Raw genomic sequence first — 16,184 nt, 5'->3', positions numbered from 1 at the left:
GGTCCGGCCGACACCCGGGCGGCGGGCGGGAACTGATGGTCTACGCGCCGCCGCGCCCCCGGCCGCGGGGGCAGGGTCCGCGGGGCGGACGGCCGCCGGTCCCCGGCCGACGACCCGCGGTTCCGGCTGCGCCTGGCCTGGGTGGCACTGGCCGCCCTGCTGCTGGTGTCCGGGGCGAAGCTCGTGGTCGTCCAGACGGTGCAGGCGGGCACGCTGACCGCCGCGGACGCGGAGAAGCAGCGCGCCAGCCGGATCGTCATCCCGGCCGAGCGCGGCGCGATCAGTGACCGCAACGGCGCGGTGCTGGCGTTCTCCACCGAGTCCAAGGCGCTCGTCACCAACCCGCGCCTGATCAACTCGACCAAGGGCGCGGACGCGGTCGCCCTACAAGAACCGGATGGCCGACGCCGTCGCCGCGGTGACCCACGGCGACCCGAGGAGCTGAAGCGGGCGCTGAACAGCGACCGCGGCTACGTCCGTGATGGCCACCGCGGTCGACCCCGGGCCCGCCCGTGACCTGCGCAGGAGTTCCCGGAGATCGCCGAGGAGAGCCGCGAGGCGCGCCAGTACCCCAAACGCCGGACGCGGCCTCGAACATCATCGGCGCCGCGACCTGGAGCGCCGACGCGCAGAAGCTCATCGGCCGGATCGGCCTGGAGTCCTCCGACGACGGGCTGCTCGCCGGGAGCGACGGCTTCCAGATCGCCGACACCGCCGAGGGCAGCGGCACCGTCATCCCCGGCAGCGTGCGCTCCGAACAGGCCGCGGTGTCCGGCTCGACGTGCAGCTGACCATCGACTCCGACCTGCAGTTCCAGGTGCAGCGGATGCTGGCCGACTACCGCGGCGGGCCGCTCCGAGGCGCGCAGCGGGCTCGGCCGTCGTCCTCGACCGGGCGACCGGGCAGGTGCTCGCGCTCGCCGACAACACCTCGTTCGACCCGGCCGCAGCTGCTGTCCGCGGACCCGAACACGCTGGGCAACAAGGCGTCACCACGCCGTTCGAGCCCGGTTCGGTCAACAAGGTGGTCACCATGGCCGCCGCGCTGGAGGCCGGCGTCGCCAAGCCCGACGACGTGCTGGCGTGCCCGGCAGCATCGAGGTCGCCGACCGGACGATCAAGGACGCCTGGGAGCACGGCCTCGACCACTACACGCTGACCGGTGTGCTGGCGAAGTCCTCCAACGTCGGCACGCTGATGACCGCGCAGAAGGTCGGCGAGGACCGCTTCTCGGACATGCTCGCGAAGATGGGCATCGGGCAGAAGACCGGTGTCGGGCTGCCCGCGAGAGCGGCGGGCGGGGTCCCAGCCGCGCGCGACTGGTCCGGCTCCACCTTCGGCAACCTGCCGATCGGGCAGGGGCCTGTCGATGACCGTGCTGCAGATGGGCGGGATGTACCAGGCCATCGCCAACGACGGCGTCCGGATCCCGCCGCGGATCATCGCCGCGACGACCGGCCCGGACGGCGTCCGGGTGCCGACCGAGGCCCCCGAGCCGGTGCAGGTGATGTCGCCGCAGACCGCGCAGACGCTGCGGACGATGCCTACCGCCGTCACCCAGAAGGCGCACGGCCAGTCCGGCACCGGGCCCGCCGCCGCGGTGCCCGGCTACGAGGTGGCGGGCAAGACCGGCACCGCCCAGCAGGTGGACCCGGCGACCGGGGCGTACTCGCGCTCCCAGTACTGGATCACCTTCGCCGGGATGCTCCCGGCCCAGGACCCGCGGTTCGTGATCGGGATCATGCTCGACGCCCCGAAGGGCGGGACGAGCGCGGCCCCGCTGTTCCACGACATCGCCTCTACCTGGCCCCAGCGCGACGCGGTGCCGGTGCAGACGACGCCGCCCGGTGCAGACCCTGCAGATCAGGTGACGGCGCGGCCGGGTGCGGTCCGGCTGCGTCGGACGGTCCGGCCGCTGCCCCACCCGTACGGGTGCCGGCCGGGCCGCCGTGCGCCTGCCCGGCGGCCCGCCACCGGGCCGGAACCTGCGCCGGATGGCCGTATCCGGCTGGTCGGACGGCCGGGGTCCGGTCGACTGTCCGCCGCCCGCCGCGACCGCCTCCGCGAGCGGTCGGGGGCGCCGACCGGGGGGAGGGGCGGCCCGTGCCGGTCGGTAATCATCGGCCCTGTGCCCGACCTCCACACCGCAGCCACCGCCCGCTCCCGGAGCACCGGCGGACCGCGCCACGACGGCGGGCCGGGTGGGTGGTCGGGCGACCGGACGGGGACGGGTGACGTGGCGGGTCCCTCGAGTCGCTGCCGGAGCGCCCCGTCGCAGGTGCGCCCGGTCGGACGTCGCCCTGCTCGGGCGGCTCGCCGGTGCCGAGCTGAACCCGCGCACCGCGGGCAGCGGCCCCGGCCCCCTGCTCGACCCCGCCGCCGCGGGCCGCACACCGTCACCGGCGCCACCTGCGGGCGGGCTCGGTGCGCCCGGCGACCTGTTCGCGGCGCTGCCCGGCGCCCGGGCGCCCACGGCGCCGACTTCGCCGCGCAGGCCATCGCCGCCGGCGCCGGGCGCGATCCACCGACGCCGCGGCGCGGACCGCGCCGAGATCCGGCACTCCCGGCTCCCGGTGCTGGTGCACCCGAACCCGCGCGAGGTCCTCGGCCGGTCTCGGCCGCCGTCTACGGCGAGCCCACCGCCCGGCTGCGGGTGCTCGGGGTGACCGGCACCTCGGGCAAGACGACCGTCGCGCACCTGCTGGAGACGGGCCTGACCGCCGCCGGACGGGCCACCGGCCTGCTCGGCACCGTCCGGACCCGGGGGCAGGTCCCCGGCCAGCCCGGCCAGGGCGCTCCCCAGCGCGTTCACCACCCCCGAGGCGCGGACCTGCAGGCGCTGTTCGCGGTCATGGTCGAGGCCGGCGTGACCGACGTGGCCATGGAGGTCTCCAGCCACGCGCTCGAGCTCGGCCGGGTCGGCGGGTCCCGGTTCACCGCAGGGGCCTTCACAACCTGTCCCAGGACCACCTGGACTTCCACCCCACGATGACCGACTACTTCGAGGCCAAGGCCCGGCTGTTCGGCGGCGGCGGGGCGGGGGTGGAGGCCGCGCGGCACGCGGTCGTCTGCGTCGACGACGAGTGGGGCCGTCGGCTGGCGGCCCGCCACCGCGACGCGGTCACCGTCTCCTCCGAACCGCGCGGGACCGCACGCCACCTGGACGGTCCGCGACCTCACCGCCACCCCGACGGCACCCAGACCTTCACCGCGGTCGGCCCCGGCGGGCTCGCCGTGCCGGTCACCCTGAGCCTGCCCGGCCGCTACAACGTCGCGAACGCGCTCGTCGCGCTGGCCGTGCTCGACGCGACGGGATCGCCCCGGAGACGGCCGCGGCCGGGTTCGCCCGGGCGTCGGTGCCGGGTCGGATGCAGCGCGTCGACGCCGTCAGCCCTGGCTGGGCGTCGTCGACTACGCGCACAAGCCCGCCGCCGTCGCCGCCCTGCTCGACGCGCTGCGCCGCCAGGTCCGCCCGCACGCGCGGGTGATCACCGTGCTCGGCTGCGGCGGGGACCGCGACACCGGCAAGCGCCCGCTGATGGGCGCCGCCGCCGCGATCCGGTCCGACGTGCTCGTCGTGACCGACGACAACCCCCGCAGCGAGGACCCCGGCGCGATCCGCCGCGCGATGCTCGACGGCGCGTTCGCCGAGCCCGCCCGCGGCGACGTCATCGAGATCGGCGACCGGCGCAGCGCGATCGTCTACGCGGTCCGCTCCGCCCGCCCCGGCGACGCCGTGGTGGTCGCCGGGAAGGGCCACGAGGCGGGCCAGGAGATCAACGGCGTCAAGTACCCGTTCGACGACACCGACGAGCTGGTGGCGGCGATCCGGGCGGCGACGTGACGCGCCGCGGGGCATCACGGCGGGCCGTGCCGGCACCCGGCACGGCCCGCGCACGGGCAGGAAGACGGATCGGACCGGTGGAGGCGAGCGGGCGATGATCGAGATGACGCCGGCGGAGATCGCGGCCGTGACCGGCGGGCGCTTGCACCGCATCGACGACGAGGCCGCCGCCGCACCGGTCACCGCCGTCGAGTTCGACTCCCGGAGGATCGGGCCGGGCGGGCTGTTCCTGGCGCTGCCGGGGGAGCGGGCCGACGGCCACGACTTCGCCGCGCAGGCCGTCACCCGCGGGGCGACCGCGGTGCTGGCGGGCCGCGAGGTCGACGCCCCGGCGATCGTCGTGCCGCCGGTCGAGGGGCGCGACAGCCAGACCTACCTCGGTGCGGTCGACCCCGACGGGACCGGCGCCGCCGTCCTGGCCGGGCTCGGCCGCCTCTCCCGGCACGTGCTGGGCGCCCTGCCGGGGCTCGCCGTCGTCGGCGTGACCGGATCGGCGGGCAAGACCTCCACCAAGGACCTGCTGGCCGCGGTGCTGTCCCCGCTGGGGCCGACCGTCGCGCCGCCGGAGTCGTTCAACAACGAGCTCGGCACGCCGTACACCGCGCTGCGCGCCGACGCGGGCACCCGCAACCTCGTGCTGGAGTTCTCCGCCCGCGGGATCGGCCACATCGCCGCGCTGTGCGCGATCGCGCCACCGCGGATCGGGGTCGTGCTCAACGTCGGCTCCGCCCACCTCGGCGAGTTCGGGTCCCGCGCCGCGATCGCCACGGCCAAGGGCGAGCTGGTCGAGGCGCTGCCCCCGGGTGACCTGCCCGGCGGGCGGGGCGGCGTCGCCGTCCTCAACGCCGACGACGAGCTGGTCGCCGCCATGGCGTCCCGCACCTCCGCCCGGGTCGTCACCTTCGGACGCGCCGCGGACGCGCACGTGCGGGCCACCGACGTCGCCCTGACCTCGGGACGGGCGTCGTTCCGGCTGGTCACCCCGGCCGGGGCGGCCGACGTCGCGCTGCGGCTGGTGGGGGAGCACCAGGTCTCCAACGCCCTCGCCGCCGCCGCGGTCGCCCTGGAGCTGGGCGGCACCCCGGACGGGATCGCGGCGGCGCTGTCCGCGGCGTCGCCGGCGTCGCGCTGGCGGATGGAGGTCACCGACCGCGCCGACGGGGTGACCGTCGTCAACGACGCCTACAACGCCAACCCCGAGTCCGTCCGCGCCGCGATCGACGCGCTCGGGCAGATCGCCGGTCCGGACCGCCGGGCCTGGGCGGCGCTCGGCCCGCTGGCCGAGATCGGGGACGACGCGGCCGCCGAGCACGCCGGGGTCGCGGAGTACGCACGCGCCGCCGGGGCCCTGGTGGTCGCCGTCGGGGCGCCCGACTACGGGCCCGGCGCCGAGCACGTCGCCGACCTGCCCGCCGCCCTGACCCTGCTGCGGGAGCGGACCCGGCCCGGCGACGTCGTGCTGGTCAAGGCCTCCCGCAGCGCCGGGCTGGAGCGGCTCGCCGCCGGCCTGCTGACGACCGAAGGACCGGTGTACCGGTGAGAGGCCTGTTCCTGGCCGCGGGTCTCGCGCTCGCGGTGTCGATCCTGCTCACCCCGTACCTGATCCGCTTCTTCGCGCGGCAGGGCTTCGGGCAGGAGATCCGCGAGGAGGGCCCCCAGAGCCACCAGTCCAAGCGCGGTACGCCGACGATGGGCGGCGTGGCGATCCTGCTCGCCATCTGGGTCGGCTATCTGGGCTCGCACGCGTTCACCCGGGAGCCGATCACCGCCTCGGCGCTGCTGGTGCTGTTCCTGACCACCGCGCTGGGCGTCGTCGGGTTCCTCGACGACTACCTGAAGCTGCGCCGGAAGCGGAACCTCGGCCTCAACAAGACCTCGAAGATCGTCGGCCAGGTGCTGACCGCCTCGATCTTCGGCATCCTCGCCGTGCGTTTCGTCAACGAGCGCAACCTGGCCCCGGCCTCGGAGAGCCTGTCGTTCGTCCGCGACATCACGGTGCTGAGCTTCGGCGTCGTCGGTTTCGTGCTGCTGTGCAACCTGATCGTCGCCGCCTGGTCGAACGCGGTGAACCTCACCGACGGCCTCGACGGCCTCGCCGCGGGCACCGCCGCGATGGTGCTCGGCACCTACGTGATCATCGCGTTCTGGCAGTTCCGCAACAACTGCGCGATCGCCGCGACGGCCGGCTGCTACGAGGTCCGCGACCCGCTCGACGTCGGCCTGGTCGCCGCCGCCGCGATGGGCGGCTGCATCGGGTTCCTCTGGTGGAACGCCGCGCCGGCCCGCATCTTCATGGGCGACACCGGTTCGCTGGCGCTCGGCGGCCTGCTCGCCGGCCTGTCCATGGTGACCCGCACCGAGCTGCTGCTCGTGGTCATCGGCGGTGTGTTCGTCGTCGAGGCGCTGTCGGTGTCGCTGCAGATCATCGTGTTCCGCACCTCGCGGCGGCGGCTGTTCCGGATGGCGCCCTTCCACCACCACTTCGAGCTGGCCGGATGGGCCGAGACGACGGTCATCATCCGGTTCTGGCTGCTCGCCGCGATCTGCGCGGCGATGGGGCTGGGCATCTTCTACTCCGAGTGGCTGTCCATGTCGGGTTCCGGATGAGCGGCCCGTTCGGCGGGGGACCCGTCCTGGTCGCGGGGGCCGGTGTCTCCGGTCTCGCGGCCGCGGCGGCCCTGGTGGACGCGGGCACCCGGGTGCTGCTGTCCGACGACCGGGAGGAGGCGCTGGCCTCGTTGCCCGACGGCGTCGAGCCGTGGCGCGGCGGCGGGATCCCCGAGGGGGTCCGTACGGTCGTCACCTCGCCGGGGCGACGCCCCGACCACCCGCTGGTCGCCGAGGCCGCCGGGCTCGGTGTCGAGGTGATCGGGGAGCCGGAGCTGGCCTGGCGGCTCGGCGCGCTGCGCGACACGCCGCCGTCCTGGCTGGTGGTGACCGGCACCAACGGCAAGACCACCACCACCGAGATGCTCGCCGAGATCCTCGCGCGCGCCGGGGTGGACGCCGTCGCCTGCGGCAACATCGGCCACCCGGTGGTCACCGCGGTCGCCGCGGGCCACGCGGTGCTCGCCGTCGAGCTGTCGAGCTTCCAGCTGCACTGGTCGCCGTCGGTGCGCCCGGCCGCGGGCGTGGTGCTCAACGTGGCCGAGGACCACCTGGACTGGCACGGTGGGATGGACGCCTACGCCGCGGCGAAGGCCCGCGCGCTGGTCGGGGACGTCGCCGTCGGCGGGGTCGACGACGCCGTCGCGGCCCGGCTGCTGGCACGGGCCCCGGCTCCGCGCCGGGTCGGGGTCACGCTGTCCGCCCCCGGGCCGGACCAGCTCGGTGTCGCCGACGGGGTGCTGACCGACCGCGCGTTCGGCGGCGGGGAGCTGCTCGCGGCCGACGCCGTCGTCCCTCCGGGGCCGCCCGGGATCACCGACGCGCTCGCCGCGGCCGCGCTGGCCCGCGCGCACGGTGTCGACCCGACCCACATCGGCGCGGCCCTGGCGGCGTTCACCCCCGGCCCGCACCGCAGCGCCCCGGTGGGCGAGCACGCCGGTGTCACCTACCTCGACGACTCGAAGGCGACCAATCCGCACGCGGCCGGGGCCGCGCTGGCCGCCGTCGCCGCCCGCCGGCCCGGCGCCCGCGCGGTCTGGGTGGTCGGCGGGCTGCTCAAGGGTGTGGACCCGGCCGAGCTCGGTCTGCTCGCCGCCGCGCACGCCGAGCGGCTGGCCGGGATCGTCGTGATCGGGACGGATCGGACACCGATCGTCGAGGCGCTGACGCGACACGCGCCCGGCCTCCCGGTGCACGAGGTCGCGCCGGGACACGATGGCCCGATGGCGCCCTCCGACCTGCAGGACCCGATGCCGGCCGCGGTCCGCCGCGCGTCCGGCCTGGCCCGCCCCGGCGACGTCGTGCTGCTCGCCCCGGCCGCCGCCTCGATGGACCAGTTCCGCGACTACGCCCACCGCGGCGACGCGTTCGCCGCGGCCGTCGCCGGTCTGGCCGCCGCCGGGGTGTCCCGGTGAGCCCGGCCGCGCCGGACCGCACGCTCGGCCAGGTCGCCGTCACCGGCGCCAGCGGGGCCGTGCGGCGGTTGCGGCGCTGGCTGCGCCGGCCGCTGACCTCGCTGCACCTGATCCTCGGCGTCTTCGGGCTGCTGACCCTGTTCGGGCTGGTGATGGTGCTGTCGGCGTCGTCGGTCGGCGACGGCTCGTCGTACTCGGTGTTCACCCGCCAGCTGATGTTCTGCGGGGTCGGGCTCGTGCTGTTCTACGTGGGTCTGCGTGTGCCGCCGCGACGCCTGCGGGCCGCGGCACCGGTGCTGCTGATCATCGGGCTGGTCGCGCTGGTCCTGGTGCTGATCCCGGGGATCGGCGCGCTGCGCGGCGGCGCCCGGTCGTGGTTCGCGTTCGGCCCGGTGTCGCTGCAGCCGTCGGAGGGCACGAAGATCGCGCTGACGCTGTGGGGCGCGCACGTGCTGGCCGCCCGCCGCGCGGTGATGCACCGCTGGAAGCACGCGCTGAACCCGGTCGTGCCGGTGACGCTGGTGATCTTCACGCTGCTCGTGCTGGAGCCCGACCTGGGCATGACGATCTCGGTCGGGATCATCATGCTCGCGCTGCTGTACTTCGGCGGTGCCCCGGTGAAGCTGCTCGCGCTGATCGCGGGCGGCTGCCTGGCCGGTGCGGTGATCCTCGGGCTGACCGCCGGCTACCGGGCCAGCCGGATCACGGCGTTCCTGTCGCCGTCGGCGGACCCGCTGGGTCCGGCGTACCAGGCGACGCAGGCGCTGTACGCGCTCGCCGACGGCGGCCTGTTCGGCGTCGGGCTCGGCCAGGGCCGGGCGAAGTGGGACTACCTGCCCAACGCCCACAACGACTTCATCTTCGCGATCATCGGCGAGGAGCTGGGGCTGGTCGGGGCGGGAGCGGTGCTCGCACTGTTCGCGACGCTGGCCTACACCGGCATGCGGATCGCCGCCCGCAACACCGACCCGTGGCTGCGGATCGTCGTCGCGACGTCGACGGCGGGCCTGGTCGTCCAGGCCTCGATCAACATCGGGTACGTCGTGGGACTGCTGCCGGTGACCGGGCTGCAGCTCCCGCTGATCTCCTCCGGCGGTACCTCGCTGGTGGTGACCATGTTCCTGTTCGGGCTGCTCACGAACGCGGCCCGGCACGAGCCGGAGGCGGTCGCCGCGCTCCGGAAGGACGGGCAGGGGCGGCTGGCGAAGCTGCTGCGCCTGCCGTTGCCGCAGCCCTACCGCGCACCGGTCCCGGTGTCGCGGTGGGCGGCGCGTTAGGGCGCTCCCACTCCGGGTGGAAGCGGACACGACGGACGACGCAAGGGGCACGAGAGCGTGACGGGTACGGATCAGACCGGCGGGAACGACGGCACCGGCTCGGGCCGGGAGCCCGGCCGGCGTCCGACCATGGGCGGCCGTGCTCCCGGGCCCCACGAGGTCCGGCCGGACGGCGTGGTCTTCGGCGGGCCCGACGGAGCCGGTGGCACGGGTGGGCGCCCGGCCTGGCCTGCGGAGACCCCGTCGGGTTCCGACCTGTTCAGCGCCCCCGCGCAACCCCCGTCGGCGCAGCCCCCCTCGGGACAGCCCTCCGCGGAGCCGGGGGAGCCGCAGGGCGCGCGTGGGCCGCAGCGGCTGCCCGGGACCGGGTGGGACCCGCACGCGCAGTCCCGGCGCCCGGGTGCCCGCCCGCTGAACGGGAGCGGGTCGCAGGGCACGAACGGCGTCGCGCACGGCGACCGCGGGGCGGCACGGCCGGTGGGCGGCGCCGCGCACGAGGAGCCCCGGCCGGACGGCACCGACCGCCACGAGGCCCCGCTCAACGGTGCTCCGCGCAACGACGGCCCCTCCAACGGCGTTCCGCGCAACGGTGCCCCGGGCAGCGGCGCTCCGCAGAACGGCGCCCCGGGCAACGGCGCTCCGCAGAACGGCGACCCGAGCAAGGGCGCCCCGCTGAACGGGGCCCCGCGCAACGGGGCTCCGCGCGGCGCTGCCGGGGGCGGGGACCAGGGCGCCCCGCAGGGCCCGAACGCCGTGACCGGCGGCCAGGACGGCGCCCCGGACGGTGGGCCGCGCGGCCGCACCGGCGCCCCGCGTTCCGACGACGCCGGAGGGCAGCCGGGCGGCCTGCCGCGTCGCCGGCCCGGGCGACCGGTGCCCCCCGCAGCGATGCCGGCGCGACCCGGTGCGGCCGACGACCTGTTCACCCCGCGCGCGAGCACCGGACGCGGCGGATCGGCGCCGGCGGACCGCGGCCCGGCGGACGGCGCGGACCCGACCCGGTCCGGCGACCCGGTGAACGGCGTGCCGCGCACCGGCCCGGCGCAGGACGGCCCCGCCGCCGGTCCGGGACCGGACGTTCCCGGCGGGTCCGCCACGGACACCGGCCCCACCGTCGCCACGCCGCACACCACGACCCCGCAGGGCGCCGGTGCGGAGGGCACCGGAACGAACGGTGCCGTCCCGAACGGTGCCGTCCCGAACGGCACCGGCCCGGACTCGGCCGACGCGTCCGGACCCGACGCCGGGACCGGCCCGCAGCGGCCCGTCGCCGACGCCCGGGGTGAGCAGGCGGCCCCCGACGAACCGCCGACCGTCGCGCAGCCCGCCGGTGACACCGCAGGGCTCCCGGCCGCCGCCTCGGCGGACGGGCCGTCGGGAACCGGTCGGCAGCAGGCCCGGCCTCCGTCGGCTCCGCAGCAGCGCCCGGGCCGGCCCGACGAGCGCGAGCACGCCGGCGTCACCGCCACCGGTCCGCAGAGCGGGCCCGAGCCGGGCGCCCTGTCGGCGACCGGCCCCCGCGGTCCGGTTCCGCCGCACGGCCGGTTCGCCCCCGGCCCGTACGCGCCGGGCCGTCCCGGCGTCGGTCCGCAGGGCCCCGGCCCGGTCCCCGGCGGACCCGGCCCGCAGCAGTTCGGGCGTCCCGGCCCGACGGGCCCGAACGCCCTGCCCGGCACCGGTCCGCACCACCCCCATGCCCCCGGCAGACAGGGCCCCGGCCCGGCCGCCCCGGGACAGCAGGGCCCCGGCCGCCCGGCGCCCGGGTTCGCGGGCCCCGGACGACCGGGTCCCGCGGGGACCGGCCCGTTCCGCCCGGGCGGGTTCGGCCCGGCAGGCCCCGGCGCCCCCGGCCAGTACGGCCCTGGTGGACCGGGTGTCCCCGGTCAGTACGGCCCCGGCGCTCCCGGGCCGCAGGGCCCGGGTGCCCCGCAGAACCCCCAGGATCCCGGCGCCCCGCAGCCCCAGGGCTTCCAGGGACCCGGCCCCCAGGTGCCCGGTCGGCAGCCGACCGGTCCGCAGCCGACCGGCCCGCAGCAGAGCCCGCAGGGCGAGGGTGTGCAGGGACCCGGCGTGCCCGTACCCACGGCCCCCGACGCGACCCGCACCGGCGGCCCCGCCACCACGCGTCCCGCGGGGGAGCAGGCACCGGGTCCGGTGTCGGGCGGCCTGTCGGTCGTCGTCGCCGGGGGTGGCTCGGCCGGGCACATCGAGCCCGCGCTGGCCGTCGCCGACGCGATCCGCCGGCTCGTCCCGGGGGCCCGGATCACCGCGCTCGGCACCGAGAAGGGCCTCGACACCCAGCTGATCCCGGCCCGCGGCTACCCGCTCGAGCTGATCCCGCCGGTGCCGCTGCCCCGCAAGCCCACCGCCGACCTGCTCAAGCTCCCCGGCAACGTCCGCGGTGCGGTGAAGCGGGTCCGGGAGGTGCTGGAGGCGGCCGAGGCCGACGTCGTCGTCGGGTTCGGCGGGTTCGTCTCGCTGCCCGCATACCTGGGTGCCCGCGGCCGGGTGCCGATCGTCGTGCACGAGGCCAACGCCCGCGCCGGGCTCGCGAACAAGGTCGGCGCGCGGTTCGCCTCCGCCGTCTGCGTCGCGGTGCCCGGTACCGGCCTCGCGAACGAGGAGGTGGTCGGGATGCCGCTGCGCCGCTCGATCACCACCCTCGACCGGGCGTCGCTGCGGCCGGAGGCCCGGACGTACTTCAACCTGCCGCCGCACGGCCCGGTGCTGCTGGTCTTCGGCGGCTCCCAGGGCTCCCGGACGCTCAACGAGGCGGTCGCCGCCTCGCTGCCGGCGTTCACCGAGCGCGGCATCTCGGTGCTGCACGCGTACGGGAAGGGCGGCACCCCCGCCGACCCGCGGCCCGGCTACGTGCCGGTGCCCTACATCGAGCGGATGGACCTCGCCTACGCCGCCGCGGACGTCGTCCTGGGCCGCTCGGGCATGACCACCGTCGCCGAGCTGACCGCGGTCGGGCTGCCCGCGGTGTACGTACCGCTGCCGCACGGCAACGGCGAGCAGGCGCTCAACGCCCGTCCGGTCGTCGAGGCCGGGGGTGGCAAGCTCGTGCAGGACGAGGACATGAACGGCGACCGCGCGATCGACGAACTGATGCCGATGCTCACCGACCCCGACCTGGCCCTGGCCATGGGCCGCCGCGCCCGCGCCGCCGGGCACGGCGAGGCCGACGAGAAGATCGCCCGCATCGTCCTCGAGGTGGCGGGCCGGTGAGCGTGCTCTCCGACCACGTCCACCTCATCGGGATCGGCGGCGCCGGGATGAGCGGGATCGCGCGGATCCTGCTCGCCCGCGGGGCCACGGTCTCCGGGTCCGACGCGCGGGACTCGCGCACGGTCACCGCGCTGCGTGCGCTCGGTGCCCGCGTCGAGACCGGGCACGACGCAGGCCACCTGCGGCACGACGGCGAGGCCCCGCCGACCGTGGTCGTCTCCACCGCCATCCGGGAGACCAACCCGGAGCTGGCCGCCGCCCGCGAGCGCGGCTACGACGTCGTCCACCGGGCGGTCGCACTGGCCGCGCTGACCGAGGGACGGCGGCTGGTCGCCGTCGCCGGGACGCACGGCAAGACCTCGACGACGTCGATGGTCACCGTCGCCCTGCAGCACGCCGGGGCCGACCCGTCCTTCGCGATCGGCGGCGACCTGTCGGTGTCCGGGTCGGGCGCGCACCACGGCAGCGGCGACGTGTTCGTCGTCGAGGCCGACGAGAGCGACGGCTCGTTCACCGCGTTCGCCCCGTCGGTCGCGATCGTCACCAACGTCGAGCCCGACCACCTCGACCACCACGGCGACGAGGCCGCCTACCGGGCCGTGTTCGAGCGGTTCCTGGAGCGGCTCGTCCCCGGCGCCACCCTGGTCGCCTGCGCCGACGACCCCGGGTCGGAGGCCGTGGCCGTGCGGGCCGAGCAGGCCGGCGTCACCGTGCTGCGCTACGGCCGCACCGCGACCGGCCGCCACGACGCCCGGCTGCTCGAGTTCACCCCGGACGGCACCGGCTGCCGCGCCCGGTTCCGCACCGGCGACGCCGAGCACGAGCTCACCCTCGGCGTCCCGGGTGAGCACATGGTCCTCAACGCGCTCGGTGCCTTCCTCGCCGGCCGCGCCGTCGGGGCCGACCCAGCCGTGCTGCTGGAGGGGCTCGCCGGGTTCGGCGGGGTGCAGCGCCGGTTCGAGTTCAAGGGCCGCGCCCGCGGCGTGTCGGTCTACGACGACTACGCCCACCACCCCACCGAGGTCGCCGCCACCCTGCGCGCCGCCCGCGAGGCCGCGCCGGTCCGGAACGGGCGGCGCGGCCGCGTCCTGGTCGTGTTCCAGCCGCACCTGTACTCCCGCACCCGGCTGTTCGCCGCCGAGTTCGGCGCGTCGCTGTCGCTGGCGGACGAGGTGATGGTGCTCGACGTCTACGGTGCCCGGGAGGATCCCGAACCCGGCGTCGGTCCGGCGCTCATCACCGACGCGGTGACGTTGCCGGCCGAGCGGGTGCACCGTGCCCCCTCGTGGGAGCGGGCACCCGCGGCGATCGCCGCGCTCGCGACCGACGGGGACGTCGTGATCACCATGGGCGCCGGTGACGTCACCGCGCTCGGGCCGGAGATCCTGCGGGAGCTCGCCGGCGAGGGGTGAGCGCGCGGGCAGCAGCGCCACACCAGCGCCACGGCAGTGGGACAGCGGCGGCAGACCGGCGGCAGACCGGCGGCACAGCGGGGGCACGATGAGCAGCGACGAGCAGGACACCGGCGACGACCGGGCCCGGGACGGTGCCCGCTCCTCGGGCCGCCGTGACCCGGACCGGGAACGGCGTGCCGCCGAGCGTGCCCGCCGCATCCGCGAGCGCCGTGCCGCCGAACGCCGCGCCGGACGCCGTGGCACCGCCGGGACCCCCGCCGACACCGACGATCACACTGCCGCGGCCGACCACGCTGCCGCCGCCGACCACGCCGCCGCCGACGCCGACGACGGGGCGACCGACGACGGGGCGGCCGGCACCGACCGGGCCGGGACGGCGGGCCGGGGGACCGGACGCGGCGCGGCCGCCGCCGTCCGGGAGCGCACGGCGGCCCGTGCGGCCGAGCGGTCGCGCAGCCGCGACCCCCGCTACCGGCGCCGCCGCCTCGTCGCCGTGCTGGCCACCGCCGCCGTCGTGCTCCTCGGGGTGTCCGCGGCCGGCTGGTGGGCGCTGGGGCAGTACGGCCCGCCGGTGGCCACCGTGCGGGTCGACGGCACCCGCCAGATCCCGGTCCGCGACGTCGAGGACGCCGCCGGCGACCAGACCGGGGTCCCGCTCGCGGCGGTGGACACCGACGGCGTCGCCGCCCGGGTGTCGGCCATCCCGGGCGTCGCCGCGGTGGAGGTCGACCGGTCCTGGCCGGACACCCTGGTGGTGGTCGTGACCGAACGCACTCCGGCCGCGGTGCTCGACACACCGGACGGACCGAAGCTCGTCGACGTCACCGGGTTCGTCTACCGCGACGCCCCGCCGGACGTGCGGCTGCCCCGGCTGCAGCTGCCGCGCATCGCCCCGGACGACCCCGCCACCCTCGCCGCGGTCGGCGTCCTGCAGGCGCTTCCGGTCCCGGTCCGCGACCAGGTCCAGACGCTGTCGCTCGGCGGGGGCGGTTCCACCTTCGAGCTGGGGCTCACCGAGGACCGGCGGGTCCTGTGGGGCCCGTGGGCGGACACCGGGCAGACCGCCGCCCGGGCCCGGGTCCTCGGGCCGGTGCTGCAGCGCCCGGGCGCCGTCTACGACGTCTCCAGCCCGTCGCTGGTCACCGTCCGGCAACGCTGAGCACCCGCCCGCTGCAGCGGGTGACCGGACGACGACCCTGCGCGTTTCCATCGGGGGAGAAGACGAACCACCCGAGCGGGGTGTTGTCGTTGCGCGGCGCGCCTGCTGGACCCGGGCACCGCACTCCACTTAGCGTGCGCGTTCGAAGGCCCGGGGCACCCGGAGCTTGACCCACCCGAACCCCGGACCCCGAGCGACTGGAAGGTGCCGCGCATGACGCCCCCGCACAACTACCTGGCAGTGATCAAGGTGGTCGGCATCGGTGGCGGCGGCGTCAACGCCGTCAACCGGATGATCGAGGTCGGCCTCAAGGGCGTCGAGTTCATCGCGGTGAACACCGACGCCCAGGCCCTCCTCATGTCCGACGCCGACGTGAAGCTCGACATCGGCCGTGAGCTGACGCGCGGCCTCGGTGCCGGCGCCAACCCCGAGGTCGGGGGCAAGGCCGCCGAGGACCACGCCGAGGAGATCGAGGAGGTCCTCAAGGGGGCCGACATGGTCTTCGTCACCGCGGGTGAAGGCGGCGGCACCGGCACCGGCGGTGCGCCCGTCGTCGCGTCGATCGCCCGCAAGCTGGGTGCCCTGACCATCGGCGTCGTCACCCGCCCGTTCACCTTCGAGGGGCGCCGTCGCGCCGGCCAGGCCGAGGAGGGCATCCAGGCGCTCCGCAACGAGTGCGACACCCTCATCGTCATCCCCAACGACCGGCTGTTGCAGCTCGGCGACGTCGGCGTCTCGCTGATGGACGCCTTCCGCTCCGCCGACGAGGTCCTCCTCTCCGGTGTGCAGGGCATCACCAACCTGATCACCACCCCCGGCCTGATCAACCTGGACTTCGCCGACGTCAAGTCGGTCATGTCCGGTGCCGGGTCGGCGCTGATGGGAATAGGGTCCGCACGCGGCGAGGGCCGCGCGGTGCAGGCCGCCGAGAAGGCGATCAACTCGCCGCTGCTCGAGGCGTCGATGGACGGCGCCCAGGGTGTGCTGCTGTCGATCGCGGGCGGCTCGGACCTCGGCCTGTTCGAGATCCACGAGGCGGCGTCGCTGGTCCAGGAGGCCGCGCACCCCGAGGCGAACATCATCTTCGGCACCGTGATCGACGACTCGCTCGGCGACGAGGTGCGGGTCACCGTGATAGCGGCCGGCTTCGAGGGCGGCACGCCGACCCACAAGAAGCTCGAGCCCGCCGTGTTCGCCCGCGGCAGCCAGAAGCCCGCCGGGTCCGCCCAGCAGGCCG

At 76.5% G+C, this 16,184-nt stretch carries 12 protein-coding genes and 2 pseudogenes; all 14 read left to right on the top strand.

Features of this window, described 5'->3' with window-relative positions; genetic code table 11:
* Nucleotides 1–141 precede the first annotated feature (141 nt).
* Nucleotides 142–516 carry a hypothetical protein gene (locus tag KPL57_RS56815; RefSeq protein ID WP_226358463.1) on the top strand — a complete coding sequence of 125 codons (375 nt, stop codon included), beginning with the start codon at nucleotides 142–144 and terminating at the stop codon, nucleotides 514–516.
* A complete protein-coding gene (locus KPL57_RS56810; protein WP_226358462.1) occupies nucleotides 513–791 on the top strand; it encodes a hypothetical protein in 279 nt (92 codons plus the stop codon). Before KPL57_RS56815 ends, KPL57_RS56810 begins: the two co-directional genes overlap by 4 nt.
* Nucleotides 792–906: 115 nt before the next feature.
* Nucleotides 907–1,158 carry a penicillin-binding transpeptidase domain-containing protein gene (locus tag KPL57_RS68395; protein WP_308253166.1) on the top strand — a complete coding sequence of 84 codons (252 nt, stop codon included), beginning with the start codon at nucleotides 907–909 and terminating at the stop codon, nucleotides 1,156–1,158.
* A pseudogene (locus KPL57_RS71100) lies at nucleotides 1,083–1,295 on the top strand (penicillin-binding transpeptidase domain-containing protein); the annotation flags it as partial. The gene KPL57_RS68395 and the pseudogene KPL57_RS71100, both read left to right, overlap by 76 nt.
* A gap of 73 nt (nucleotides 1,296–1,368) precedes the next feature.
* Nucleotides 1,369–3,239 (top strand): annotated as a pseudogene (locus KPL57_RS71095) (Mur ligase family protein); the annotation flags it as partial.
* Nucleotides 3,240–3,396: 157 nt separating this feature from the next.
* Entirely contained in the window at nucleotides 3,397–3,843 is a 447-nt protein-coding gene (locus KPL57_RS71085) for a glutamate ligase domain-containing protein (protein ID WP_308253167.1), read from the top strand.
* Between the two features lie 94 nt (nucleotides 3,844–3,937).
* On the top strand, nucleotides 3,938–5,383 hold the full coding sequence (gene murF / locus KPL57_RS56795; RefSeq protein ID WP_226358461.1) for a UDP-N-acetylmuramoyl-tripeptide--D-alanyl-D-alanine ligase: 1,446 nt from the start codon (nucleotides 3,938–3,940) through the stop codon (nucleotides 5,381–5,383).
* On the top strand, nucleotides 5,380–6,450 hold the full coding sequence (mraY, locus tag KPL57_RS56790) for a phospho-N-acetylmuramoyl-pentapeptide-transferase (protein WP_020627574.1): 1,071 nt from the start codon (nucleotides 5,380–5,382) through the stop codon (nucleotides 6,448–6,450). Before murF ends, mraY begins: the two co-directional genes overlap by 4 nt.
* Nucleotides 6,447–7,865, top strand: coding sequence for a UDP-N-acetylmuramoyl-L-alanine--D-glutamate ligase (gene murD / locus KPL57_RS56785; RefSeq protein ID WP_226358460.1), 1,419 nt, complete (start codon nucleotides 6,447–6,449; stop codon nucleotides 7,863–7,865). Before mraY ends, murD begins: the two co-directional genes overlap by 4 nt.
* The gene (gene ftsW / locus KPL57_RS56780) at nucleotides 7,862–9,142 is read left to right on the top strand and encodes a putative lipid II flippase FtsW (protein WP_226358459.1); all 1,281 of its coding nucleotides are present in this window, start codon (nucleotides 7,862–7,864) and stop codon (nucleotides 9,140–9,142) included. Before murD ends, ftsW begins: the two co-directional genes overlap by 4 nt.
* Nucleotides 9,143–11,296: 2,154 nt before the next feature.
* Nucleotides 11,297–12,373 carry a glycosyltransferase gene (locus KPL57_RS56775; RefSeq protein WP_051050412.1) on the top strand — a complete coding sequence of 359 codons (1,077 nt, stop codon included), beginning with the start codon at nucleotides 11,297–11,299 and terminating at the stop codon, nucleotides 12,371–12,373.
* Entirely contained in the window at nucleotides 12,370–13,785 is a 1,416-nt protein-coding gene (gene murC / locus KPL57_RS56770) for a UDP-N-acetylmuramate--L-alanine ligase (protein ID WP_226358458.1), read from the top strand. The genes KPL57_RS56775 and murC overlap by 4 nt, the downstream gene beginning before the upstream one ends.
* Nucleotides 13,786–13,873: 88 nt before the next feature.
* Nucleotides 13,874–14,947: a cell division protein FtsQ/DivIB gene (locus tag KPL57_RS56765; RefSeq protein ID WP_226358457.1), complete on the top strand. Its 1,074-nt coding sequence runs from the start codon at nucleotides 13,874–13,876 to the stop codon at nucleotides 14,945–14,947.
* 213 nt (nucleotides 14,948–15,160) lie between these two features.
* Nucleotides 15,161–16,184, top strand: a 1,024-nt coding sequence (gene ftsZ, locus KPL57_RS56760) for a cell division protein FtsZ (RefSeq protein ID WP_226358456.1), incomplete at its 3' end; no start/stop codon positions are given.

The sequence above is a fragment of the Pseudonocardia sp. ICBG601 genome, from assembly GCF_020496245.1.
This window is presented reverse-complemented; position numbering and strand designations above follow the sequence as displayed.

Coding starts and splice junctions, on each gene's coding strand:
- murF (WP_226358461.1), top strand. CDS start 3,938: ATGATCGAGATGACGCCGGCGGAGATCGCGGCCGTGACCGGCGGGCGC.
- murD (WP_226358460.1), top strand. CDS start 6,447: ATGAGCGGCCCGTTCGGCGGGGGACCCGTCCTGGTCGCGGGGGCCGGT.
- KPL57_RS56765 (WP_226358457.1), top strand. CDS start 13,874: ATGAGCAGCGACGAGCAGGACACCGGCGACGACCGGGCCCGGGACGGT.